Origin of the sequence: Burkholderia sp. WTPI3, from assembly GCF_021483755.1 — a bacterium.
Lineage (GTDB): Bacteria > Pseudomonadota > Gammaproteobacteria > Burkholderiales > Burkholderiaceae > Burkholderia.
Map to the genome: position 1 here is coordinate 24,554 of NZ_JAGIXF010000002.1, position 25,483 is coordinate 50,036.

Below are 25,483 nucleotides of genomic sequence, written 5' to 3' on the forward strand. Positions count from 1 at the left end.
GAGCACGGCAACGCCCCGTATGGCGGCCAGCCCTATAAGTGCAAATCCCGATGATTGCACTGCACCAACGGGGCGACAATGTTGCGCAGCATGCATGTGCATCGGCGCGGGAGACCACCCTCGATGCATTGCACGGCGCCGGGGGCAGTCCGCTCATCCGCTGACCTGTTCGCGGTCGCTTGCGCGAATCTTCCCCGGTGCTTCGCCTGACTTCGTACGGAAGGGAACATGATTCTCGGCGACACGATTCTGGAAACACGTGGACTGACGAAGGAATTCCGGGGCTTCACCGCCGTGAATGGCGTCAACCTGCGTGTGCGACGCGGTGCGATCCATGCGCTGATCGGACCGAACGGCGCAGGCAAGACCACCTGCTTCAACCTGCTGACCAAGTTCCTGACGCCGACGGCCGGTCAGATCGTCTTCAACGGGATCGACATCACCGACGAGCGGCCCGCGCAGGTCGCGCGCCGCGGCATCATCCGTTCATTCCAGATCTCGGCGGTATTCCCGCACCTGACCGCGTTGCAGAACGTGCGCATCGGCCTGCAGCGCGCACTCGGCACCGAATTCCATTTCTGGCGCAGCGAGCGCACGCTGCGGCGCCTCGACGATCGCGCGATGGACCTGCTCACGCAGGTCGGCCTTACCGATTTCGCGCATGTACCGACCGTCGAACTCGCCTACGGCCGCAAGCGCGCGCTCGAGATCGCGACGACGCTCGCGATGGAGCCCGAACTGATGCTGCTCGACGAGCCCACGCAGGGGATGGGCCACGAGGACGTCGACCGCGTGACCGCGCTGATCAAGAAGGTCGCGAATGGCCGCACCATCCTGATGGTCGAGCACAACATGAACGTGATCGCGGGCATCTCCGACACGATCACCGTCCTGCAGCGCGGCGAAGTGCTGGCCGAAGGGTCGTATGCGGAAGTATCGAAGAATCCGCTGGTGATCGAGGCATACATGGGCAGCGCCGACGCGGCGCTCGCGGGGGCGCACGCATGAAGCGCAGCGAACGGGAGGAACGCGAATTGAGCGGTGTCGAGAGCGGCACGCCCGCGCTGGAGATCACGGGCCTCGAAGCCTGGTACGGGGAATCCCACATATTGCACGGCGTCGACCTGAGCGTTCATCGCGGCGAGGTCGTCACGCTGCTTGGCCGCAACGGCGCGGGGCGTACGACGACGCTGCGCGCGATCATGGGGCTCACGGGCCGCCGCAGCGGCTCGATCAAGGTCGCGGGCAACGAGACGATCGGCCTCGCGACGCATCGCATCGCGCATTTCGGCGTCGGCTACTGCCCGGAGGAGCGCGGGATCTTCTCGAGCCTGTCGTGCGAGGAGAACCTGATGCTGCCGCCGCCGATCGGGCCGCGCGACCATGCGATGTCGCTCGACGAGATCTACGCGATGTTTCCGAACCTCGCTTCGCGCCGGCAGAGCCAGGGTACGCGGCTCTCGGGCGGCGAACAGCAGATGCTCGCGGTCGCGCGGATCCTGCGTACCGGCGCGAACCTGCTGCTGCTCGACGAGATTTCCGAGGGCCTGGCACCGGTGATCGTGCAGGCGCTCGCGCGGATGATCGTCGCGCTGAAGGCGCGCGGCTACACCGTGGTGATGGTCGAACAGAATTTCCGCTTCGCCGCGCCGCTCGCTGACCGGTTCTACGTCATGGAGCATGGCCGCATCGTCGAGCATTTCCGCGCGGCCGAACTGGAAGGCAAGATGCCGATCCTTCACGACCTGCTTGGGGTGTGACGCCGCCCCGTTTCCCTTGCCGCTAGCCGTGGCGGCCCTCTAACAACCACAACGCATCAGAACAACAGGAGACGTCAATGAAAATGAAGACCCTTGCGCATGCGTGTCTCGCACTCGCCACTGCAACGTTGACCGCCGGTGCCGCACACGCCGCGGACAGCGTGAAGATCGGCTTCATCACCGACATGTCGGGGTTGTACGCGGACATCGACGGGCAGGGCGGCCTCGAGGCGATCCGGATGGCGGTCGCCGACTTCGGCGGCAAGGTGCTCGGCAAGCCGATCGAGGTCGTTTATGCGGACCACCAGAACAAGGCGGACATCGCCGCGTCGAAGGCGCGCGAATGGATGGACCGCGGTGGGCTCGACCTGCTGGTCGGCGGCACGAACTCCGCGACCGCGCTGTCGATGAACCAGGTCGCGGCCGAAAAGAAGAAGGTCTACATCAACATCGGCGCGGGCGCCGACACGTTGACCAACGAGCAGTGCACGCCGTACACGGTCCACTACGCATACGACACGATGGCGCTCGCGAAGGGCACGGGGTCGGCGGTAGTGAAGCAGGGCGGCAAGACGTGGTTCTTCCTGACCGCCGACTATGCATTCGGCAAGGCGCTCGAGAAAAACACGTCGGACGTCGTGAAGGCGAACGGCGGCCAGGTGCTCGGCTCGGTGCGGCATCCTTTGTCGGCGTCGGACTTCTCGTCGTTCCTGCTGCAGGCGCAGGCGTCGAAGGCGCAGATCCTCGGCCTCGCGAACGCGGGCGGCGACACGATCAACGCGATCAAGGCCGCGAAGGAATTCGGCATCACGAAGACGATGAAGATCGCCGCGCTGCTGATGTTCATCGACGACGTGCACAGCCTCGGCCTCGAGACGACGCAGGGGCTCGTGCTGACCGACAGCTGGTACTGGAACCGCGATGCGGCATCGCGCCAGTGGGCGCAGCGCTACTTCGGCAAGATGAAGAAGATGCCGTCGAGCCTGCAGGCGGCCGACTATTCATCGGTGACGACCTACCTGAAGGCCGTGCAGGCCGCCGGCACGACCGACTCCGACAAGGTGATGGCCGAGCTGAAGAAGATGAAGATCAACGACTTCTACGCGAAGGGCTACATCCGCCAGGACGGCAGCATGATCCACGACATGTACCTGATGGAAGTGAAGAAGCCGTCGGAATCGAAGGAGCCGTGGGACTACTACAAGGTGCTCGCGACGATTCCGGGCGACCAGGCGTTCGGCACCAAGCAGGAATCGCGCTGCGCGCTGTGGAAGTAAGCGCGACGTAGCGGCGCGCGGCGGCGGCCGCAGCGATGCGCCCGCTGCGCCGCCCGCGTGCGCGACGGCTTGAACGTTGCGCACGCAACGAAACTCATTCTGACGGCTAAGTCGATGGAAATCTTTGGCATTCCGTTGCCGGCGATGCTCAGCCAGTTGCTGCTCGGGCTCGTCAACGGCTCGTTCTACGCGATCCTGAGTCTCGGGCTCGCGGTGATCTTCGGGCTGCTCAACGTGATCAACTTCGCGCATGGCGCGCTGTTCATGCTGGGCGCGATGCTCGCGTGGATGGGGTTGTCGTACTTCGGGTTGCCGTACTGGGCGATGCTCGTGCTCGCGCCACTGATCGTCGGCGCGTTCGGGATCGTGATCGAGCGGACGATGCTGCGCTGGCTGTACAAGCTCGATCACCTGTACGGACTGTTGCTCACGTTCGGCCTCACGCTCGTCGTCGAAGGCGTGTTCCGGTCGATCTACGGCTCGTCCGGCCAGCCGTATGACGTGCCGTCGCAACTGTCCGGCGCGACCAATCTGGGCTTCATGTTCCTGCCGAACTACCGCGCCTGGGTGGTCGTCGCGTCGCTCGCGGTGTGCCTCGCAACGTGGTTCGTGATCGAGAAGACGCGGCTGGGTGCCTATCTGCGCGCAGGCACCGAGAACCCGAAGCTCGTCGAGGCGTTCGGCGTGAACGTGCCGATGATGATCACGCTCACCTACGGGTTCGGCGTCGCGCTCGCGGCGTTCGCGGGCGTGCTGGCCGCGCCGGTGATCCAGGTGTCGCCGCTGATGGGCCAGCCGATGATCATCACCGTGTTCGCGGTGGTCGTGATCGGCGGGATGGGCTCGATTCTCGGCTCCATCGTCACCGGTCTGCTGCTCGGCGTGATCGAGGGCTTCACGCGGGTGTTCTATCCGGAGGCGTCGGCCACCGTCGTGTTCGTGATCATGGCGATCGTGCTGCTGATCCGCCCGGCGGGCCTGTTCGGCAAGGAAAAATGATGCAGAGAAAAGTGCTCTACGGCGTGCTGCTCGCCGCACTGCTCGCCGCGCCGTTCATCGGCGCGTATCCGGTCTTCGTGATGAAGGTGCTCACGTTCGCGCTGTTCGCGGCCGCGTTCAACCTGCTGATCGGCTATACGGGGTTGCTGTCGTTCGGCCATGCGATGTTCCTCGCGACCGCCGGCTACGCGACCGGCTATGCGATCCAGACGCTCGGCTTCACGCCGGAGCTCGGCGTGCTCGTCGGCACGTTCGCCGCGACGCTGCTCGGGCTCGTCGTCGGGCTGTTCGCGATCCGCCGGCAGGGGATCTACTTCGCGATGATCACGCTCGCGTTCGCGCAGATGGTCTACTTCATCTACCTGCAGGCGCCGTTCACCGGCGGCGAGGACGGCCTGCAGGGCGTGCCGCGCGGGCATCTGTTCGGCTTGCTCGACCTGTCCAGCGACGTGACGCTGTACTACATCGTGCTCGCGGTGATCGTCGCCGCATGCGCGTTCATCGTGCGGATCGTGCACTCGCCGTTCGGCCAGGTGCTCGTCGCGATCAAGGAGAACGAGGCGCGCGCGATCTCGCTGGGCTACGACACCGACCGCTTCAAGCTGCTTGCGTTCATCCTGTCGGCCGGGCTCGCGGGGCTGGCCGGTTCGCTGAAGGTGCTTGTGCTCGGCTTCGAGACGCTGTCCGACGCGTACTGGACGATGTCGGGGCTGGTCGTGCTGATGACGCTCGTCGGCGGGATGGGCACGCTGTTCGGGCCGCTGCTTGGCGCGGCGCTGATCGTCGCGCTGGAGGATCGCCTCGGCGACATCGGCGAATGGCTCGCGTCGACCACCGGTATCGGCTGGTTCCACTCGCTCGGCGAGTCGGCAACGATCGTCACGGGGCTGATCTTCATCGCATGCGTGCTGGCGTTCCGGCGCGGGATCGTCGGCGAGATGGTCGCGCGAATCAAGCCACTCAGGCCGTCCTGAGAGCGGGGGGCGGCCTTGCGGCGCGTTGATGCGAAGCACCATCCGGCGCGGCCGGAAAGGGCATCGCGACCGGCTCCGGCCGGCGCCGCGCGGCAAGGCTGGTGCCCCAATTTCGTGCGGCGATGCACCATAGGGGTAAATGCTAAGTTGTCGCAGGGTGAAAGCTCCTTTAATCTTCGTTTCAGTTCTGATGCACCGCGAAACGAATTTGCAGGTGGAGAACGAGGAGACAATCGAGGCACAAAGTGCCCGGACCCCAAAGCGCTGTTGGACGGAATCCAACAGCGCTTTTTCATTTGTGTGCGCGAATTACCTTTGATGGTGCAGCGGCCGGCGTCGCAGGTTCGCGACCGCGCCGGTATCTCGCATCTCCCGCGTTTCACGTCCGTCCCCCCGTTCTTCCCTTTTGCCGCAAGCATGTCGCAGATGGCGCGCGGCCACGCGCATGCCGTTCGGGCTTACCCGGTTGGCGTGCGCAAAAAGCGTCCGTTACACTCGGCTTTCGCCGACCGCACGGTCGGGAAAATCGGTCGGCAGTTCTCCTACAAGCAAAATGCAGAAGAGGGAGCACGGTTGGATGAGAAGCGCAGGACGAATCGTCGGGGCAGCAGGGGTGGCATGGGCCGCTCGTTCGAGTTCGGGGGTGCCTGGGCATGTCCCGGCTGTCGCGAACCGTCCTGCGGCGGGTATGCGCGCTCCGGCGCGATTTGCCTGCACGACTGTCCCCCCGGTCGTTGTGTCCGCATCCGACTCCTCGATCGCCTGCGCATGAGCGGCCGCTTTTCCTGTTTTGCGCCGTCGGCGAGCGTGGTCGAGCCGCGCCAGGTCTGCGCATCTTCCCCCGATCGTTGCGTCTGCAACGTCACCTTTTCCGGCTTTCTTCATCCTGACGACATTGCTGCCACGCATCGTGGCGGTCGCACGACCGTTGCGGCCGCGGCGCGGCGCGTGCGTGAGCAGTGCCGATGCCGGCAGAGGCCTGTCGCAGCGGTGTTTCACGGGAAAACGAGCGTAGGCAGTGGCACAGCGAGATACTTAAAATATTAACTTGTTTGATGACCGGGGCCGCCCGAGCGACCCGCGGATTTTTCGAGCAGCGTTTGGAGACAACGTAAATGAAGATGAATCGATGGATGGAAGCCGTGCTTGCCGTGGGCCTCGTGTGTGCGTCGGCAACGGCGTCGGCACAGGTGAAGATCGGCGTGACGCTGTCGGCCACCGGCCCGGCTGCGTCGCTCGGGATTCCGGAAAAGAACACGATCGCGTTGCTGCCGAAGGAAATCGCCGGCAAGAGCGTGCAGTACATCGTGCTCGACGATGCGTCCGACACGAGCCGCGCGGTGCAGAACGTGCGCAAGCTGATCGACGAGGATCATGTCGACGCGATCATCGGTTCGTCCGTCACGCCGAACTCGCTCGCGATGCTCGACCCGGTGTCGCAGGGCAAGACGCCGACGATCTCGCTCGCGGCGAGCGCGCAGATCATCGCGCCGATGGACGCGAAGCGTGCGTGGATGTTCAAGGTCCCGCAGAACGACCAGCTGATGGCCGACGCGATCGCTGGCTACATGGCCAAGCACGGCGTGAAGACGATCGGCTTCATCGGCTTCGCCGACGCGTACGGTGACAGCTGGTACAACACATTCAACGCGGCGGCCGCGAAGAACGGCCTGAAGGTCGTGTCGAACGAGCGCTACAACCGCACCGACGCATCGGTGATGGGGCAGGTGCTGAAGCTGATGAGCTCGAACCCGGACGCGGTGCTGATCGCCGGTTCCGGCACGCCGGCCGCGCTGCCGGCCAAGACGCTGAAGGAGCGCGGCTACAAGGGCAAGATCTACCAGACGCACGGCGTTGCAAACAACGACTTCCTGCGCGTGTGCGGCAAGGATTGCGAAGGCGAGATCCTGCCGGCCGGCCCCGTGCTCGTGACCGATCAACTGCCCGATTCGAATCCGGTAAAGAAGCCGGCGCTCGCGTACAAGGCGGCGTACGAGAAAGCATATGGCGCGGGTTCGCTGTCGACGTTCGGCGGACATGCGTGGGATGCGGGGCTGCTGCTGCAGCGTGCGATTCCCGAAGCGCTCAAGAAGGGCCAGCCGGGCACCGAGGCATTCCGCGAGGCGCTGCGCGCGTCGCTCGAGAACGTGAAGGATCTGCCCGTGTCGCACGGCGTGATCAACATGACGCCGACCGATCACAACGGCTTCGACACGCGTGCGCGCGTGATGGTGCAGATCGTCGACGGCAAGTGGAAGTTGCAAGCCGAGTAAGCATCACGTGAAACCGGCGTGCGCGGCGCGAACGGCGCCGCGCACGCCGTCGGCGGCGCAGCGGGCCTCGCGGCCTGCATTCGCGCCGCATGGAACTTCCGGGAAGCCCCCGCGCGGCGCCTGCACTCCGGTTCTGCCGGCACGCGCCCGGGCCGCTCCCATCGCCGTTTCCCCGCAGCATTCTCGATACACGAAACGTATGGATCTCTCGATTGCGGCGATCCTCGCGCAAGACGGCATCACGACCGGCGCCATTTATGCATTGCTGTCGCTGGCGCTCGTGCTGGTGTTTTCCGTCACGCGGGTGATCTTCATTCCCCAGGGCGAATTCGTCGCCTACGGTGCGCTGACGCTCGCTGCGTTGCAGGCGCAAAAATTTCCCGCCACGTGCTGGCTGTTGTTCGTGATGGGCATCGCGTGCTTCCTGCTGGAAGTCGGCGGACTGGTCCGCCATCGCGAGCGCCGCCATCAGCTCGGACGCACGCTCGCCACGCTTGCCAGCCGCTACGTCCTGCTGCCGCTGGCGGTGTTCGCGATCACGCGCAGCGTCGCCGCGCAGCCGTTGCCGATGCTCGCGCAGATCGCGCTCACGCTCGCGATCGTCGTGCCGATGGGGCCGTTCATTTATCGGCTCGTCTATCAGCCGATCGCGGAAGGCACGACGTTGCTGCTGCTGATCGTATCGGTCGCCGTCCATTTCGCGATGGTCGGCCTCGGACTCGTGATGTTCGGCGCGGAAGGTTCACGCACCAACGGATTCGCCGATGCGTCGCTGTCGATCGGCAGCATGACGGTGTCGGTGCAGAGCATTCTCGTGGTCGTGACCGCGCTGGTGCTGATCGGCGCGCTCTACGTGTACTTCGGCCGCACGATCGCCGGCAAGGCACTGCGGGCGACGTCGGTGAACCGGCTCGGCGCGCAGCTGGTCGGCATCGGCACGACCGCGGCAGGGCGGCTCGCGTTCACGCTGGCGGCGGGGCTCGGCGTGCTGTCCGGCATCCTTGTCGGCCCGCTGACGACGATCTATTACGACTCCGGTTTCCTGATCGGCCTGAAGGGCTTCGTCGGCGCGATCATCGGCGGGCTCGTCAGCTATCCGCTCGCGGCCGCAGGCTCGCTGCTCGTGGGCGTGCTCGAATCGTATTCGTCGTTCTGGGCGAGTTCCTACAAGGAAGTGATCGTGTTCACGCTGATCATCCCGGTGCTCCTGTGGCGCAGCTTCGCGACGCCGCATGCGGAAGAGGAAGAGGAGTGACGCGATGAAGACGATCGTACGCAACAAGACCTTCTGGGTGTTTCTCGTGGTGCTGTTCGCGCTGCCGGTGCTGCCCGGCGCGCTGCAGGTGCCCGAGTACTGGATCACGCTGCTGAACTACATCGGCCTGTACGCGATCGTCGCGATCGGGCTCGTGCTGCTGACCGGTGTCGGCGGGATGACGAGCTTCGGGCAGGCGGCATTCGTCGGCATCGGTGCCTATGCGACCGCGTTCCTGACAACGCAGTACGGCGTGTCGCCGTGGCTCGCGCTGATCGTCGGCGTCGTATTGACGGCGCTCGTCGCGCTTGTGCTCGGTGCGGTCACGATGCGGCTGTCCGGGCACTTCCTGCCGCTTGGCACGATCGCATGGGGCCTCGCGCTGTTCTACCTGTTCGGCAACCTCGAACTGCTCGGCAAGTACGACGGGATCAACGGGATTCCGGCGCTGAACCTGTTCGGCATCGAGCTCGACAGCGGCCGCAGCCTGTACTTCCTGATCTGGGTCGTCGTGCTGGCCGCAATCGTGTCGGTGCAGAACCTGCTCAACAGCCGGCCCGGCCGTGCGATCCGCGCGCTGCGCGGCGGCGGCGTGATGGCCGAGGCGATGGGGGTGAACACGGCATGGATGCGCGTCGTGATCTTCGTCTACGCGGCCGTGCTCGCGGCGGTGTCGGGCTTCCTGTACGCGCACCTGCAACGCGCCGTGAACCCGACCCCGTTCGGCCTGAACCACGGGATCGAATTCCTGTTCATGGCCGTGGTTGGCGGCGTGTCGCATGTGTGGGGCGCGGTGCTCGGCGCGGCGATCCTCACCGTGCTGCAGGACTACCTGCAGACGCTGCTGCCGAAGCTGCTCGGCTCGGAAGGCAACTTCGAGATCATCGTGTTCGGCGTGCTGATGGTGCTGCTGCTCCAGTACGCGCGCCAGGGCGTGTGGCCGTTCGTCGCGAGGCTGTTTCCGCGCGGGCCGCGTGCGCACGTCCCTGAACATGCCGATCCGTTACCGCAGCGCGGCAAGCCGGTCGCGGGCGAGCCGCTGCTCGTGGTCGACAACGCGCGCAAGCAGTTCGGCGGACTGGTGGCGGTCAACGACGTCAGCTTCGATGTGAAAGCGGGGCAAATCATCGGGCTGATCGGGCCGAACGGCGCCGGCAAGTCGACTACCTTCAATCTCGTGACCGGCGTGCTGCAGCCGACCGGCGGCACGATCACATTCCGCGGCGAACGGATCGACGGGCTCACGTCCCGCCAGATCGTGCGGCGCGGCATCGGCCGTACGTTCCAGCACGTGAAATTGCTGCCGACGATGACGGTGCTCGAGAATGTCGCGATCGGCGCGCATCTGCGCGGCCGGACGGGCGTGTGGCGCAGCATCGCGCGGCTCAATGGGCATGAGGAAGCGCAGTTGCTCGCGGAAGCCGCGCGGCAGATCCGCCGTGTCGGGCTGGAAAAGCACATGTACGACGAAGCAGGCAGCCTCGCACTCGGCCAACAGCGCATCCTCGAAATCGCGCGCGCGCTGTGCTGCGACCCGACGCTGCTGCTTCTCGACGAGCCGGCCGCCGGGCTGCGCTACCAGGAGAAGCAGCAGCTTGCCGATCTGCTGCGACGCCTGAAGGCTGAAGGGATGAGCGTGTTGCTGGTGGAACATGACATGGATTTCGTGATGAATCTCACCGACCGGCTGGTGGTGATGGAATTTGGCACGCGAATCGCGGAAGGGCTGCCGCAGGATGTGCAGCAGGATCCTGCGGTGCTCGAAGCGTATCTGGGCGGGGTGGAGTGATGACGGACACGACGATGCCGATTCTCGAAGTACGCGGGCTGGCGGTCCGGTATGGCAAGGTCGAGGCGCTGCACGGTGCAGCGATCAGGGTCGAAGCGGGACAGATCGTCAGCGTGATCGGCCCGAACGGCGCGGGCAAATCGACGTTGCTGAACGCGATCATGGGTGCGCTGCCGGTGACCGGACATGCATCGGGCGCGGTCGTGTATCGCGGCAACGACGTCGGCGCGCTGCCCGTCGAGCAGCGCGTTGCGCGCGGGATGTGCCTCGTGCCGGAGAAGCGCGAGTTGTTCAGCACGATGACGGTCGAGGACAACCTTGTGCTGGGCGCGTACCGCCGCAAGCTGGCGGGCGAATCCAGCTTTCTGGATCAGCTCGACCCCGTGTTTGCCTTGTTTCCGCGGCTCAAGGAGCGGCGCAAGCAGGCCGCCGGCACGCTGTCGGGCGGCGAACGGCAGATGCTCGCAGTTGGCCGTGCACTGATGGGCAAGCCGGATCTGCTGATGCTCGACGAGCCGAGCCTCGGGTTGGCACCGCTGATCGTGAAGGAGATCTTTCATATCATCAGCGCGTTGCGCGGCACGGGCGTCGCGACGCTGCTGATCGAACAGAATGCACGAGCCGCGCTGCAGATCTCCGACTACGGCTATGTGCTGGAGACCGGGGAGTTTGTGCTCGAAGGGCCGGCGGCCGAGTTGGCTCAGAATCCGCGTGTGATCGAGACGTACCTCGGGTTGGCGAAGAAAATGGCTTGATGATCGGTACGGTTGGCGGGAAACGGGCGGCGTGTTTCACGTGAAACACGCCGCTTTTGTTTTGGGGCACAGGGCGATTGGATTGCGTGGGGGGGACTTGGCAGGGGATAAGTGCCGAAGGAATAGTCGGAAGCTCTGTGATGAGCAGGAAAGAGATTGATCTTGGCGACGTGTGAATTGCACAGAATCCCGAGGGTCGCGTGACCGACGGGGCCCCGCCGGCGCGTGTTGCATGGCACAGTGGATAAGTGCCTGGCGACGGATCGAGAACACTGTGGTGGAAGCTCCGGGGAAGTCCGTTCTATCCAATCCGTCGATTCTGCGCAGCGTGACGATGTGCTGTGAGGTGGCGGATGTGCGGTCGGAGCAGGGCTCAGCCCCACAGTTCGACCGCTTGGCGCGCAAAAAAACAAAAAAAACAGCGAAACGAACCGACCCTACCATTCGGACGGTCTTCGGGTGAAAAGCGAACCCGCTATAATTCGGCCCATACATTTCTCAGATAGGTTCGTGCGTAGCTCTGCGTACGGAATCCACCATGCTTTTTCCCACAGAATTTGACGTCATCGTCGTCGGTGGCGGTCACGCCGGTACGGAGGCTGCGTTGGCATCCGCGCGTATGGGCGCGAAGACGCTGCTGCTGACCCATAACATCGAAACGCTCGGGCAGATGAGCTGCAATCCGTCGATCGGCGGCATTGGCAAGGGCCATCTGGTCAAGGAAGTCGACGCGCTCGGCGGCGCGATGGCGGCCGCGACGGACGAGAGTGGTATTCAGTTCCGGATCCTCAATTCATCGAAGGGGCCGGCTGTGCGTGCGACGCGCGCGCAGGCCGACCGTATCCTGTACAAGGCCGCGATCCGCCACCGGCTCGAGAACCAGCCGAACCTGTGGTTGTTCCAGCAGGCCGTCGACGACCTGATGGTCGAAGGCGACCGCGTGGTCGGCGCCGTTACGCAGATCGGCATCCGTTTCCGCGCACGCGCGGTGGTGCTGACGGCCGGCACGTTCCTCGACGGCAAGATCCACGTCGGCCTGAACAACTATACGGGCGGTCGCGCGGGCGATCCGGCGGCCGTGTCGCTGTCGGCACGGTTGAAGGAACTGAAGCTGCCACAGGGCCGCCTGAAGACCGGTACGCCGCCGCGTATCGATGGGCGCTCGATTGACTTTTCGAAGCTCGACGAGCAGCCGGGCGACCTCGATCCGATCCCCGTATTCTCGTTCCTCGGCCGGGCAGAGCAGCATCCGCAGCAGCTGCCGTGCTGGGTTACACACACGAACGAGCGTACGCACGACATCATTCGCGGCGGTCTCGACCGTTCGCCTATGTATACAGGCGTGATCGAGGGTGTCGGCCCGCGTTATTGCCCGTCGATCGAGGACAAGATCCACCGGTTCGCGTCGAAGGAATCGCACCAGATCTTCCTGGAGCCGGAAGGGCTGACGACCAATGAGTTCTACCCGAACGGAATTTCGACGAGCCTGCCGTTCGACGTGCAGCTCGAACTCGTGCACTCGATGCGCGGTCTCGAGAACGCGCACATCCTGCGCCCTGGCTACGCGATCGAGTACGACTACTTCGATCCGCGTGCGCTGAAGGCGTCGCTCGAGACTAAGGCGATCAACGGGCTGTTCTTTGCGGGCCAGATCAACGGTACGACCGGCTATGAAGAGGCTGCGGCGCAAGGCCTGCTGGCTGGCCTGAACGCCGGTCGTTACGTGCAGGAGAAGGACGCATGGTGCCCGCGCCGCGACCAGGCTTACCTGGGCGTGCTGGTCGACGACCTCGTCACGCGCGGCGTGGCCGAGCCGTACCGGATGTTCACGAGCCGCGCCGAATACCGCCTGAGCCTGCGTGAAGACAACGCAGACATGCGCTTGACCGAGCTTGGTCGCGAACTGGGACTCGTCGACGATGTTCGTTGGGATGCGTTCAGCCGGAAGCGCGATGCTGTTTCACGTGAAACCGAACGGCTGAAGTCCACGTGGGTTACGCCGAAGACGCTGCCGCCGAAAGAGGCGACCGCGTTGCTCGGCAAGGCGATCGACCACGAGTACAGTCTTGCCGAACTGCTGCGCCGTCCGGGCATCAGCTACGACGGTGTGTGCGGGCTGAAGGGCGGCGAGTGCGGCCCTGCGGAGCCGCTCGCGGACGATCCGGTGCTGCTCGAGCAGATCAAGGAGCAGGTCGAGATCGGCATCAAATACCAGGGCTATATCGAGCGTCAGGCGAGCGAAATCGAGCGCAATGATGCGAACGAAAACACGCGCTTGCCGGACGGAATCGACTACCGTGAGGTGCGTGGCCTGTCGTTCGAGGTGAGCCAGAAGCTCAACGAGTTCCGTCCGGAAACGATTGGTCAGGCATCGCGTATCTCGGGCGTCACGCCGGCTGCGATCTCGCTGCTGATGGTGCACCTGAAGCGCCGTGGTCTTGGCCGTCGTAATGGTATTGCCGCAGGGGCGACCGAGCAGGGGGACGGTACAGTCCCGACGCAACAATGACGGCGCGTCGCGCGCCGGCGGTTAATCGGGACGTACTTGAAGGGATGCTCGTCGACGGCACGGCCGCGCTCGACATCGCATTGACGGATGCTCAATGCAACCAGCTGCTCGACTATGTTGCGCTGCTCGGCAAGTGGAATGCGGTCTACAACCTGACCGCGATCCGCGATCCGAAGCAGATGCTGATCCAGCACATCCTGGATTCGCTCTCCATCGTCCCGCATCTGCGCGGCCGTACGTCGGCACGTGTGCTCGACGTTGGTTCGGGCGGTGGGTTGCCCGGTATCGTGCTGGCGATCGTGCAGCCGGAATGGCATGTGACGCTGAACGATATCGTGCAGAAGAAGTCTGCATTCCAGACCCAGATGCGTGCGGAGCTGAAACTCTTGAACCTGTCGGTCGTCACCGGCCGGGTCGAATCGCTGCAGCCGGGCGTCGAAGTGCCGGAAAAATTCGACATGATCGTATCCCGCGCTTTCGCGGATCTATCCGACTTCGTTAAACTTGCTCGACATCTCGTCGCGCCCGGCGGATCGATCTGGGCAATGAAGGGCGTGCACCCGGACGACGAGATCGCCCGGCTGCCGGAAGGTAGTCGCGTGAAGCAGACGATGCGGCTGGCGGTGCCGATGCTCGATGCCGAACGGCATCTGATCGAAGTCACGGTCGCCGAAGCGAATTGAAGGCGCGCGGTAGCGCGCCATTTGTTTGAAGTAAGAGGAACACACCAACGATGGCAAAGATCTTCTGCGTTGCGAACCAGAAGGGGGGCGTCGGCAAGACGACGACATCGGTCAATCTCGCCGCAAGCCTTGCAGCGCAGGAGCAACGAGTCCTGCTGATCGATCTCGACCCGCAGGGTAACGCGACGATGGGCAGCGGGATCGACAAAGCCTCCTGCGAGTCGACCGTGTACGAAGTGCTGGTCGACGGCGTATCGGTGACCGACGCGCGCGTGCGTCCGGAAGGCGTCACGTACGACGTGCTGCCGGCCAACCGCGAACTGTCCGGCGCCGAGATCGAACTGATCAACATCGACAACCGCGAACGCCGGCTGAAGGCCGCGCTCGAGCGCGTGGCCGACGATTACGACTTCGTGCTGATCGATTGCCCGCCAACGTTGTCGTTGCTGACGCTGAACGGGCTGTGCGCGGCGCATGGCGTCGTGATCCCGATGCAGTGCGAGTACTTCGCACTGGAGGGGCTGTCGGACCTCGTCAACACGATCAAGCAGGTTCACGCGAACATGAACCGCGACCTGAAAATCATCGGCTTGCTGCGCGTGATGTTCGATCCGCGTATCACGCTGCAGCAGCAAGTCTCCGATCAACTGAAAGCGCACTTCGGCGACAAGGTGTTCGACGTGGTGATTCCGCGTAATGTGCGCCTGGCGGAAGCGCCAAGTTACGGGTTGCCGGGCGTCGTGTTCGACCGCAACTCGCGCGGTGCGCAGGCGTATCTCCAGTTCGGTGCCGAGATGATCGATCGCGTGCGCGCGTTCGAGGTGTCGTGATCCGGACATGAGCGAAGCGAGGAAGAAAGACATGAACGCGGTACCAAAGAAGAAGGGCTTGGGACGTGGCCTCGAAGCGCTGCTGGGCGGCAGTGCGGACATCACCGAAGCGGTGAAGATCGAAGGGGCGCCGAACACGCTCGCGCTCGGCAAGCTGCAGGCCGGCAAGTATCAGCCGCGCACGCGGATGGACGAGGGTAGCCTGCAGGAGCTGGCGGCCAGCATTCGCGCGCAAGGCGTGATGCAGCCGATCCTGGTACGGCCGATTGCGTCCGATAAATACGAGATCATCGCGGGCGAGCGGCGTTTCCGCGCGGCACGTCTGGCCGGTCTCGATGAAGTGCCGGTACTCGTGAAGGATGTGTCCGATCAGGCTGCCGCTGCGATGGCGCTGATCGAGAACATCCAGCGCGAGGATCTGAACCCGCTGGAAGAGGCGCACGGCATTCAGCGTCTGCTCGACGAGTTCGGTTTCACGCACGAGCAGGCGGCCGAATCGGTCGGCCGTTCGCGTAGCGCGGTGTCGAACCTGCTGCGTCTGCTGAACCTCGCTTCGCCGGTACAGACGATGCTGCTGGCCGGCGATCTCGATATGGGGCATGCGCGCGCGCTGCTCGCGGTCGATGCTGCGACGCAGATCACGCTTGCACACCAGGTCGTCAACAAGCGCATGTCGGTGCGCGAGACCGAGAAACTCGTCGCGCACACGACCAAGGAAGTGCCGGCGGTGAAGGCGCGTGCGAAGGACGATGGCGGTCGCGACACGCGTCGTCTCGAGGAGGAACTGTCCGACCTGCTCGCATCGACGGTGAAGATCAAGCTCGGCCGCCGCGGGCGAGGACAGGTGCTCATCGACTTCGGCAACCTCGATGCGCTCGAGGGCATTCTCGCGCGCCTGCGCGGCAACGTCGCGGCCGAAGAGTAACGAGAGTCGATCGATGGAGAACACAGGCGCGGCAGCGCCGCGCCGGTGGCTCGGATGGCTGTTGCAGGAGCCGGTACTGACGGTGCTGGCGCTTGCACTGATTATTCTTCAATGGTTGCGTCCGCAACCAGTTGCCGTACTGACCGGCCTCGTCGACTGGCAAACCGTGCTGACGCTGGCCGGCCTGCTGATGCTGACCAAGGCGCTCGAGTTGTCCGGGTGCCTGATGTGGCTTGCGCATCGCATCGTGCATCACGTGCACTCCGAGCGCGGACTCGCGATGCTGCTCGTCATATTCGCGGCCGCGCTTGCGATGTGGCTCACCAACGACGTCGCGCTGTTCGTCGTCGTACCGCTGATGGTGTCGCTGCGCGCGCTGACGCCGCTGCCGTTCCGGCGGCTCGTGATCGTGGTCGCGCTGGCCGTCAATGCGGGGTCGGTCGCAACGCCGCTCGGCAATCCTCAGAACCTTTTCCTGTGGCAATTGAGCGGCGTGTCGTTTGGCCGTTTCGTCGTCACGCTGGGGCCGCTCGCGCTTGCATTGATGGTGCTGCTGCTCTTGCTGACGGCGTGTGCGTTTCGCGCGAAGCCGCTCGATCTGTCCGGAGACGTCGACACGGTCCCCGTGCAACGCATGCATGCGCTGCTTGCGGTGGTGCTGTTCGGTGCATTCGTATTGCTCGCCGATGCGCACCATCCGGTGCCGGGCCTCGTCGCCGTCGTAATCGCGCTGCTCGTCGCGAAACGTGATGCAGTCCTGAAGATCGATTGGCTGCTGCTGCTGATTTTCGTGCTGATGTTCGTCGTGCTGCGCAGCGCGGCTGCGCTGCCCGTCGTTCACGAAGCAATCGCGCGTGCACAGCTCGATTCGCCGTTGCGCGTGTTTGCCGCGGGCGCGGTGCTGTCGCAGGGTATCAGCAATGTGCCGGCCGCGATCCTGCTGTCGGAATTCACGCACGACTGGCGTGCGCTCGCGTTCGGCGTATCGGTCGGCGGCTTCGGTTTCGCGATCGGCTCGCTCGCGAACCTGATCGCCGTGCGTCTCGCGAAGGAGTCGCGCATGTGGCTGCCGTTTCACCTGGTGTCGATTCCATTTGCACTCGCCAGCGGCGCGCTCGGTGCGTGGCTGCTCGTGCACGGCTGAACCTGCGGTAGCGCGTGGCACAGGCGTTCGATCCGGTGGGCGGGGGGGGCGCACGGCATTCCGCGAGGCTGTCGGGTTGTGGATAAGTCCGGCGATCCACAGTCGATCGTCTGTGGTGACGTTGCAACTCATTGCGTGAACGAGCGGGTTCGCGGCTGGCTTGTCTCGTGCGATGAGTGCGGTTTGTCGTCACAGCGTTCCGCTTGTTCCTGGTCCTTGTGTTGCGATGTTTTTCGCTGTCGTCTCACAGTGATTTTTTTGCCTGTGCGCCTGCCGGGTGGCCGTGATACTCGCAGAGCGCCGGTTCTGCGTCATTCGTTGCGGCGACACTTTTCCAGCAAGAAGTACCGACGCGAAAATCCCACCTTACAACTGTCATCGTACGTCGCTCGTTCGCGCGTTTTTCACATGATGAGGACGCGTTTTACGCAGATTTTTGTCGCGTCTAAAGCCTTGAATCACCTGCAACTATCGCTTACAATCGCCCGGATTTGTTAGCTAGGCACCCCCGAAAGCTTTCGGAAAGTTTGGGGCGGATTGGGAATTTGCGGAAGGTAGCGATGGCGAGTCAGGAGCAGCCGATCAATGGGCACGACGAGCGCAGCGCACGCCGCAACACCGAACCGGCTGTCGGGCAGCGGCATGCAGCCGCCGACGACTGGGATGCCGAGCAGCAAGACGACACAACAATCGTTCCGCTTACGCGGGCCGAAGCGGAAACGCTGTTCGGGCCGGACGTAAGCCGACCCTCGCGGGTCACGCCCTACCGGGTAGTGGTCGCGCAAGTGGTCCTGTCCTTGGTTGCAACGCTGGCGTGGTGGCTGTTTTCTTCGAAGCCGCCGGGCGCCGCTGCGCAATCCGCATTTTTGGGCGGAGCGATTGGCTGGGCGCCAAGCGCATTGTTCGCGGCGCGTTTGAGGCGAGGCGGTGCCGACACAGTGATGGGTTGGGTGGTCGGCGAAGTACTCAAGATGGGAGCGACGATCGCGTTGTTCGTAGCGATTGCCGTGTGGTACCCCGGCGTGCACTGGGTGCCCCTGCTCATCACGTACCTGCTCGTGCTGAAAACGTACTGGATTGCGTTGGCCTGGCGATAGGCTGTGAGACCTTGCGCAGTTCGACCGGAACATGCGCAGGCGCGTTCCCGCAATAGAGTGTTGCGGTGAAGCGGAAGACCGATTTTCGACAATTTGGGTGGCACTAACGATATGGCAACCAGCGAAGGCTCGCGTGCTCTGGATCCGTCCGAGTACATTGCGCACCACTTGCAGAACTTCTCCACCGCGCATCAGACGTCGATTTTCGATATCCACGTCTGGAATCTCGACACGTTGTTCTGGTCGATCGTCTGCGGTATCGCCACGATCCTGATCCTGTACATGGCTGCCCGCAAGGCGACGCCGGGCGTCCCGGGTCGTTTCCAGTGCATGATCGAAATGATCGTCGAGATGGTCGAAGATCAGTCGAAGGCTGTCGTGCACGGCAATCGTACTTTCATTGCTCCGCTCGCGCTGACCGTGTTCGTCTGGGTCGCGCTGATGAACTCCCTCGACTTCCTCCCCGTCGACCTGCCGGGCCGCGTGATCGGCTGGCTGGGTCTGTCGGAAGTCATCCCGCATCACCGCATCGTTCCGACGGCCGACCTGAACGGCACGATCGGCATCGCGCTCGGCGTCTTCGTGCTGATGATCTACTACAGCATCAAGATCAAGGGCCCGGGCGGCTTCCTGCATGAACTCGTGTCGGCTCCGTTCGGCGCGCACCCGCTGCTGTGGATCCCGAACCTCGGCCTGAACATCGTTGAATACGTCGCCAAGACCGTTTCGCTCGGCATGCGACTGTTCGGCAACATGTACGCAGGCGAACTGCTGTTCCTGCTGATCGCGTTGCTCGGCAGCATGTGGGGCTTCGGTGCGGACGCGTCGGTGCTCGGCTTCATCGGCCACATCCTCGCGGGTAGCGTCTGGGCGATCTTCCACATCCTGATTGTTTTGCTGCAAGCGTTCATTTTCATGATGCTCACGCTGGTGTACCTCGGCCAGGCTCACGAATCGCACTAAGCAGCCGGACAATCAAGCAGGTTTGTTTTTAGTTTTCTTTTAATTCCAGTTCCAAGTCTTTTCACAAAGGAGTGATCATGCAAGCTTTCATCGCCAACATCCAAGGTCTGACCGCTATCGGTATCGGTATCATCATCGGCCTGGGTGCGATCGGCGCCTGTATCGGTATCGGTCTGATGGGTGGCAAGTACATCGAAGCATGCGCACGTCAGCCTGAGCTGATCAACCCGCTGCAAACGAAGATGTTCCTGCTGGCTGGTCTGATCGACGCGGCGTTCCTGATCGGCGTTGGTGTGGCAATGCTGTTTGCATTCGCGAACCCGCTCCTGTCGAAGCTCGCAGGCTAAGGTTCCTCGGAAGATTTGCGCCAGCGACGAGCCGGCGCAGGGTGGAACGGATGACGAGCGCCAATCGAATTCATTTTCGACGCGCTCCTCCTCGTTTCAATTTCCGGAATAGCAGATAAGGAAACACCGTGAATCTCAACGCAACCCTGTTTGCGCAAATGGTCGTGTTCCTGATCCTCGCGTGGTTCACGATGAAATTCGTGTGGCCGCCGTTGGTCAACGCCCTCGACGAGCGCTCGAAGAAAATTGCCGACGGCCTGTCCGCCGCGGAAAAGGGTCAGGCGGAACTCGCAGCGGCGCACAAGCGCGTCGATCAGGAGCTCGCGCAAGCCCGTAATGACGGTCAACAACGCATTGCCGACGCTGAAAAGCGCGCGCAGGCCGTGGCCGAAGAAATCAAGGCTCAAGCCCATGCCGAAGCCGCCCGCATCATCGCTCAGGCGAAGGCGGACGCGGATCAGCAAATCGTGAAGGCGCGTGAAACGCTGCGCGGCGAAATCGCCACGCTGGCGGTCAAGGGCGCCGAGCAGATCCTGAAGCGCGAAGTCGATCAAACGGCCCACGCCGAACTGCTGAATCAACTGAAAGCCGAGCTCTGATCATGGCCGAACTTGCAACCATCGCCCGCCCTTACGCAGAAGCGCTGTTCCGCGTGGCCGAGGGTGGTGATATCGCCGCCTGGTCCACGCTCGTGCAAGAGCTGGCTCAGGTTGCGCAACTGCCCGAAGTGCTGTCCGTCGCGTCGAGCCCGAAAGTGAGCCGCGCGCAGGTCAACGAGCTGTTGCTCGCCGCGGTGAAGTCGCCGCTCGCGACCAGCGCGGAAGCGAAGAACTTCGTGCAGATGCTGGTCGAAAATCACCGTATCGCGCTGCTGCCGGAAATCTCCGTACAGTTCGACGAACTGAAGAATGCGCGCGAAGGCGCCGCCGACGTGCAGATCGTCAGCGCGTTTCCGCTCGAAGGCGCACAGCTCACCGAACTCCTCGCCAGCCTCGAACGCAAGTTCAAGCGCAAGCTGAAGCCGACTGTCCTGACCGATGCGTCGCTGATCGGCGGCGTGCGCGTGACGGTCGGCGACGAAGTGCTCGATACCTCGGTCCGCGCGCGGCTCGCCAGCATGCAGACAGCCTTGTGCGCTTGAGCGCCCAGGCAGCCGGCACGCAACAGAATTGACTATCAGGAGCGAATAATGCAACTCAATCCCTCTGAGATCAGCGAGCTGATCAAGAGCCGGATCCAGGGCCTTGAAGCGAGCGCAGACGTTCGCAACCAGGGCACCGTGATCTCCGTGACCGACGGTATCGTGCGTATCCACGGCCTGTCGGACGTGATGCAGGGCGAAATGCTCGAGTTCCCGGGCAACACGTTCGGCCTCGCGCTGAACCTCGAGCGCGACTCGGTCGGCGCGGTGATTCTCGGCGAATACGAACACATCTCGGAAGGCGACATCGTCAAGACGACGGGCCGCATTCTGGAAGTCCCGGTTGGTCCGGAACTCATCGGCCGCGTGGTCGATGCGCTCGGCAACCCGATCGACGGCAAGGGCCCGGTCAACGCGAAGCTGACCGACGCGATCGAAAAGATCGCCCCGGGCGTGATCTGGCGCAAGTCGGTGTCGCAGCCGGTGCAGACGGGCATCAAGTCGATCGACGCGATGGTGCCGATCGGCCGTGGCCAGCGTGAGCTGATCATCGGCGACCGTCAGTGCGGCAAGACCGCGGTGGCGCTCGACGCGATCATCAACCAGAAGGGCAAGGACCTGATCTGTATCTACGTCGCGATCGGCCAGAAGGCTTCGTCGATCATGAACGTGGTTCGCAAGCTCGAAGAAACGGGCGCGATGGAATACACGATCGTCGTCGCCGCTTCGGCATCGGATTCCGCCGCAATGCAGTATCTGGCACCGTACGCCGGCTGCACGATGGGCGAGTACTTCCGCGACCGCGGCCAAGACGCGCTGATCATCTATGACGACTTGACCAAGCAAGCCTGGGCATACCGTCAGATCTCGCTGCTGCTGCGCCGCCCGCCGGGCCGTGAAGCATACCCGGGCGACGTGTTCTATCTGCACTCGCGTCTGCTGGAGCGTGCAGCTCGCGTGTCGGAAGAGTACGTCGAGAAGTTCACGAACGGCGAAGTGAAGGGCAAGAGCGGTTCGCTGACGGCACTGCCGGTCATCGAAACGCAGGCTGGCGACGTGACCGCGTTCGTTCCGACGAACGTGATCTCGATTACCGACGGCCAGATCTTCTTGGAAACCGACCTGTTCAACGCAGGCATCCGCCCGGCAATCAACGCCGGCGTGTCGGTGTCGCGAGTCGGTGGCGCCGCTCAGACGAAGGTCGTGAAAAAGCTGTCGGGCGGTATTCGTACCGACCTCGCGCAGTACCGTGAACTCGCTGCATTCGCGCAGTTCGCATCGGACCTCGACGAAGCGACCCGCAAGCAGCTCGAGCGCGGCCGCCGCGTGACGGAACTGCTGAAGCAGCCGCAGTACCAGCCGTTGCAGGTCTGGGAACTGGCCGTGTCGCTGTACGCCGCGAACAACGGCTACCTCGACGACCTCGACGTGAAGCAAGTGCTCGCGTTCGAGAAGGGCCTGCGCGACAACCTGAAGACCAGCCACGCTGACCTCATCAAGCGCATCGAAGACACCAAGGATCTCTCGAAGGACGACGAAGGCGCGCTGCGCGCTGCAATCGAGTCCTTCAAGAAGTCGGGTGCCTATTGATCCGCGAGTGACACACTGAGGCCGCGCGGGTGCTGATGCGCCCGCGCCGCTTCGGTCAAGGAGCAAGCTATGGCTGGAATGAAGGAAATTCGCGGCAAGATCAAGAGCGTGCAAAACACGCGCAAGATCACGAAGGCGATGGAGATGGTGGCCGCATCGAAGATGCGCCGCGCGCAGGAACGCATGCGCGCAGCTCGTCCGTACGCGGACAAGGTCCGTGCCATCGCCGCGCACATGAGCCGCGCGAACCCGGAATACCGCCACCCGTTCATGGTGGCGAACGACGGCGTGAAGACGGCCGGCATCATCCTCGTCACGACCGACAAGGGTCTGTGCGGCGGTCTGAACACCAACGTGCTGCGTGCGACGGTGCAGAAGTTCAAGGAGCTGGAAGAGAGGGGCCAGAAGGTCGAAGCCACCGCAATCGGTAGCAAGGGCCTCGGGTTCCTGAATCGCTTCGGCGCGAAGGTGATGTCGCAGGTCGTACACCTCGGCGATACCCCGCACCTGGACAAGCTGATCGGCGCGGTCAAGACGCAGCTCGATCTGTACTCGGAAGGCAAGCTGTCGGCGGTTTATATCGCGTACACGCGCTTCATCAACACGATGAAGCAGGAAGCCGTGATCGAGCAACTGCTGCCGCTGTCTTCGGAACACTTCGAAGCGGATGACGGCACGCCGTCGACGTCGTGGGATTACATCTACGAGCCGGACGCACAGGCTGTCGTCGACGAACTGCTCGTGCGTTACGTCGAGGCGCTGGTGTACCAGGCCGTCGCGGAAAACATGGCGTCCGAGCAATCGGCGCGGATGGTCGCGATGAAGGCTGCGTCCGACAACGCGAAGACGGTGATCAGCGAACTGCAGCTCGTGTACAACAAGAGCCGTCAGGCCGCGATTACCAAAGAACTGTCGGAGATCGTCGGCGGCGCAGCCGCTGTTTAAGCGCGCGCCCCGGACGACAACTGCGCCCTTGCGCGAGTAAAGAATCAGGTATTTAAAGGAAAAGCGATGAGTACTGCTGCTTTGGTAGAAGGCAAGATCGTACAGTGCATCGGCGCCGTTATCGACGTGGAATTCCCGCGCGAAAGCATGCCGAAGATCTACGACGCGCTCATTCTCGATGGCTCGGAACTGACGCTCGAAGTCCAGCAGCAGCTGGGCGACGGCGTGGTCCGTACCATCTGTCTGGGTGCATCCGATGGCCTGCGCCGCGGTCTGACCGTGAAGAACACGGCAAAGCCGATTTCGGTACCGGTCGGCAAGCCGACCCTCGGCCGTATCATGGACGTGCTCGGCCGTCCGATCGACGAAGCTGGCCCGATCGAGAGCGACGTGACGCGCTCGATCCACCAGAAGGCTCCGGCGTTCGACGAACTGTCGCCGTCGACCGAACTGCTCGAAACGGGTATCAAGGTTATCGACCTGATCTGCCCGTTCGCAAAGGGCGGCAAGGTGGGTCTGTTCGGCGGTGCTGGCGTGGGCAAGACCGTCAACATGATGGAGCTCATCAACAACATCGCGAAGGAACACGGCGGTTACTCCGTGTTCGCGGGCGTGGGCGAGCGTACCCGTGAAGGGAACGACTTCTACCACGAAATGAAGGACTCGAACGTTCTCGACAAGGTCGCGCTGGTGTACGGCCAGATGAACGAGCCGCCGGGCAACCGTCTGCGCGTCGCGCTGACCGGCCTGACGATGGCCGAGCACTTCCGTGACGAAGGCCTCGACGTGCTGTTCTTCGTCGACAACATCTACCGTTTCACGCTGGCCGGTACCGAAGTGTCGGCACTGCTCGGCCGTATGCCGTCGGCAGTGGGCTATCAGCCGACGCTGGCTGAAGAAATGGGCAAGCTGCAGGAACGCATCACGTCGACCAAGAAGGGCTCGATTACGTCGGTCCAGGCCGTGTACGTCCCTGCGGATGACTTGACCGACCCGTCGCCGGCTACGACCTTCGGCCACCTGGACGCAACCGTCGTTCTGTCGCGTGACATCGCTTCGCTGGGTATCTACCCGGCAGTCGACCCGCTCGACTCGACCTCGCGCCAGATCGACCCGAACGTGATCGGCGAAGAGCACTACACGATCACGCGTCGCGTTCAGCAGACGCTGCAGCGCTACAAGGAACTGCGCGACATCATCGCGATTCTGGGCATGGACGAACTGTCGCCGGAAGACAAGCTGTCGGTCGCACGTGCGCGTAAGATCCAGCGTTTCCTGTCGCAGCCGTTCCACGTCGCAGAAGTGTTCACGGGCTCGCCGGGCAAGTACGTACCGCTGAAGGAAACGATCCGTGGCTTCAAGATGATCGTCGACGGCGAGTGCGACCACCTGCCGGAACAGGCGTTCTACATGGTCGGCACGATCGACGAAGCCTTCGAAAAGGCCAAGAAGATCCAGTAAGGGTCGGGTGTAACGCCGCGGGCGCCGTTGGCCGTTGATTCTCCTGTAGCACTGGCGACAGGAGACACGGCGCCCACGTAATACGCTCAACCCGCCGTGCATGGGACGAGGGTGCGCGCCGCAGGCGCGGGCACTCGTCGACAGGAGTCGATATGGCAACCATCAAAGTAGACGTCGTCAGCGCGGAAGAGCAGATCTTCTCGGGCCAGGCGAAATTCGTCGCGCTGCCGGGCGAAACGGGTGAGCTGGGTATTCTGCCGGGTCACACGCCGCTGATCACGCGGATTCGTCCGGGTGCGGTACGCATCGAAGTCGAGGGCGGCAACGACGAATTCGTGTTCGTCGCAGGCGGCATTCTCGAAGTGCAGCCGGGCGCCGTGACGGTGCTCGCCGATACCGCGATCCGCGGCAAGGACCTCGACGCGGCGAAAGCCGAGGAAGCGCGCAAGCGTGCCGAGGAAACGCTGCAGAACGCGAAGTCGGACCTCGACCTCGCAAAGGCGCAATCGGAGCTCGCGACCGCGATGGCGCAGCTCGAAGCGATCCAGCGTCTGGCGAAGGTTCGCAGCCGGCACTAAGCCGCGCGCGCGTACCTCGCGAAAGAAAGCAGCCTCCGGGCTGCTTTTTTTTCGCCCGTGGCCCGTTTCCGCGTCGTTTCGTCCGGTCGTGCTATTTCATCCGTCCGCCGCGATTTGATGTCAGAGTGTCGTCAGCGGAGCGCGGCATCATCCGCGGTGAGGCTGTCCGCCCCAATGGCGGTAGAGCG

General features: G+C 63.5%; 23 protein-coding genes. All 23 read left to right on the forward strand.

All coding sequences use genetic code 11. From position 1 onward, the window contains the following. Positions 1-228 precede the first annotated feature (228 nt). The 23 genes from J7024_RS01505 (at position 229) to J7024_RS01615 (ending at position 25,295) form a co-directional block, all read left to right on the forward strand. Positions 229-1,008, forward strand: a complete 780-nt coding sequence (locus J7024_RS01505) for an ABC transporter ATP-binding protein (RefSeq protein WP_096506728.1) — start codon at positions 229-231, stop codon at positions 1,006-1,008. Further along, positions 1,005-1,760 carry an ABC transporter ATP-binding protein gene (locus tag J7024_RS01510; protein ID WP_124830301.1) on the forward strand — a complete coding sequence of 252 codons (756 nt, stop codon included), beginning with the start codon at positions 1,005-1,007 and terminating at the stop codon, positions 1,758-1,760. Before J7024_RS01505 ends, J7024_RS01510 begins: the two co-directional genes overlap by 4 nt. Positions 1,761-1,837: 77 nt before the next feature. Continuing rightward, positions 1,838-3,037 carry an ABC transporter substrate-binding protein gene (locus tag J7024_RS01515; protein ID WP_175752063.1) on the forward strand — a complete coding sequence of 400 codons (1,200 nt, stop codon included), beginning with the start codon at positions 1,838-1,840 and terminating at the stop codon, positions 3,035-3,037. Between the two features lie 114 nt (positions 3,038-3,151). Next, entirely contained in the window at positions 3,152-4,036 is an 885-nt protein-coding gene (locus tag J7024_RS01520) for a branched-chain amino acid ABC transporter permease (RefSeq protein ID WP_124830303.1), read from the forward strand. Further along, positions 4,036-5,010 (forward strand): branched-chain amino acid ABC transporter permease, encoded by a 975-nt coding sequence (locus J7024_RS01525; protein ID WP_175752065.1) that lies wholly within the window; start codon positions 4,036-4,038, stop codon positions 5,008-5,010. Before J7024_RS01520 ends, J7024_RS01525 begins: the two co-directional genes overlap by 1 nt. 1,115 nt (positions 5,011-6,125) lie before the next feature. Continuing rightward, complete coding sequence (locus J7024_RS01530; RefSeq protein ID WP_124830306.1) at positions 6,126-7,283, forward strand: ABC transporter substrate-binding protein; 1,158 nt, start codon at positions 6,126-6,128, stop codon at positions 7,281-7,283. A 199-nt stretch (positions 7,284-7,482) separates the two neighbouring features. Next, positions 7,483-8,538 carry a branched-chain amino acid ABC transporter permease gene (locus J7024_RS01535; protein WP_124830307.1) on the forward strand — a complete coding sequence of 352 codons (1,056 nt, stop codon included), beginning with the start codon at positions 7,483-7,485 and terminating at the stop codon, positions 8,536-8,538. 4 nt (positions 8,539-8,542) lie between these two features. Continuing rightward, a complete protein-coding gene (locus J7024_RS01540) occupies positions 8,543-10,327 on the forward strand; it encodes a branched-chain amino acid ABC transporter ATP-binding protein/permease (protein WP_175752067.1) in 1,785 nt (594 codons plus the stop codon). Further along, positions 10,327-11,082 (forward strand): ABC transporter ATP-binding protein, encoded by a 756-nt coding sequence (locus tag J7024_RS01545; protein ID WP_124830309.1) that lies wholly within the window; start codon positions 10,327-10,329, stop codon positions 11,080-11,082. The genes J7024_RS01540 and J7024_RS01545 overlap by 1 nt, the downstream gene beginning before the upstream one ends. A gap of 538 nt (positions 11,083-11,620) precedes the next feature. Further along, positions 11,621-13,591: a tRNA uridine-5-carboxymethylaminomethyl(34) synthesis enzyme MnmG gene (gene mnmG / locus J7024_RS01550; protein WP_175752071.1), complete on the forward strand. Its 1,971-nt coding sequence runs from the start codon at positions 11,621-11,623 to the stop codon at positions 13,589-13,591. Further along, the gene (gene rsmG, locus J7024_RS01555) at positions 13,588-14,274 is read left to right on the forward strand and encodes a 16S rRNA (guanine(527)-N(7))-methyltransferase RsmG (RefSeq protein ID WP_124830311.1); all 687 of its coding nucleotides are present in this window, start codon (positions 13,588-13,590) and stop codon (positions 14,272-14,274) included. Before mnmG ends, rsmG begins: the two co-directional genes overlap by 4 nt. A 50-nt stretch (positions 14,275-14,324) precedes the next feature. Next, positions 14,325-15,104, forward strand: a complete 780-nt coding sequence (locus J7024_RS01560) for a ParA family protein (protein ID WP_124830312.1) — start codon at positions 14,325-14,327, stop codon at positions 15,102-15,104. 31 nt (positions 15,105-15,135) lie between these two features. Then, positions 15,136-16,029: a ParB/RepB/Spo0J family partition protein gene (locus tag J7024_RS01565; RefSeq protein ID WP_124830313.1), complete on the forward strand. Its 894-nt coding sequence runs from the start codon at positions 15,136-15,138 to the stop codon at positions 16,027-16,029. Positions 16,030-16,042: 13 nt separating this feature from the next. Further along, positions 16,043-17,173: an SLC13 family permease gene (locus J7024_RS01570; RefSeq protein ID WP_124830314.1), complete on the forward strand. Its 1,131-nt coding sequence runs from the start codon at positions 16,043-16,045 to the stop codon at positions 17,171-17,173. Positions 17,174-17,733: 560 nt separating this feature from the next. Then, entirely contained in the window at positions 17,734-18,270 is a 537-nt protein-coding gene (locus tag J7024_RS01575; RefSeq protein ID WP_124830315.1) for an ATP synthase subunit I, read from the forward strand. A 111-nt stretch (positions 18,271-18,381) separates the two neighbouring features. Beyond that, positions 18,382-19,233, forward strand: a complete 852-nt coding sequence (atpB, locus tag J7024_RS01580; RefSeq protein WP_124830316.1) for a F0F1 ATP synthase subunit A — start codon at positions 18,382-18,384, stop codon at positions 19,231-19,233. A 77-nt stretch (positions 19,234-19,310) separates the two neighbouring features. Continuing rightward, complete coding sequence (gene atpE, locus J7024_RS01585; protein WP_025990054.1) at positions 19,311-19,580, forward strand: F0F1 ATP synthase subunit C; 270 nt, start codon at positions 19,311-19,313, stop codon at positions 19,578-19,580. Positions 19,581-19,708: 128 nt separating this feature from the next. After that, entirely contained in the window at positions 19,709-20,179 is a 471-nt protein-coding gene (locus tag J7024_RS01590; protein WP_124830317.1) for a F0F1 ATP synthase subunit B, read from the forward strand. A gap of 2 nt (positions 20,180-20,181) precedes the next feature. Then, on the forward strand, positions 20,182-20,721 hold the full coding sequence (locus J7024_RS01595) for a F0F1 ATP synthase subunit delta (RefSeq protein WP_124830318.1): 540 nt from the start codon (positions 20,182-20,184) through the stop codon (positions 20,719-20,721). Positions 20,722-20,769: 48 nt separating this feature from the next. Further along, positions 20,770-22,311, forward strand: a complete 1,542-nt coding sequence (gene atpA, locus J7024_RS01600) for a F0F1 ATP synthase subunit alpha (RefSeq protein ID WP_124830319.1) — start codon at positions 20,770-20,772, stop codon at positions 22,309-22,311. 69 nt (positions 22,312-22,380) lie between these two features. Further along, positions 22,381-23,256, forward strand: a complete 876-nt coding sequence (gene atpG, locus J7024_RS01605) for a F0F1 ATP synthase subunit gamma (RefSeq protein WP_124830320.1) — start codon at positions 22,381-22,383, stop codon at positions 23,254-23,256. Positions 23,257-23,322: 66 nt separating this feature from the next. Beyond that, entirely contained in the window at positions 23,323-24,717 is a 1,395-nt protein-coding gene (gene atpD / locus J7024_RS01610; RefSeq protein ID WP_124830321.1) for a F0F1 ATP synthase subunit beta, read from the forward strand. Between the two features lie 152 nt (positions 24,718-24,869). Beyond that, positions 24,870-25,295: a F0F1 ATP synthase subunit epsilon gene (locus tag J7024_RS01615; RefSeq protein WP_096506708.1), complete on the forward strand. Its 426-nt coding sequence runs from the start codon at positions 24,870-24,872 to the stop codon at positions 25,293-25,295. The last annotated feature ends 188 nt before the right edge of the window (positions 25,296-25,483 follow it).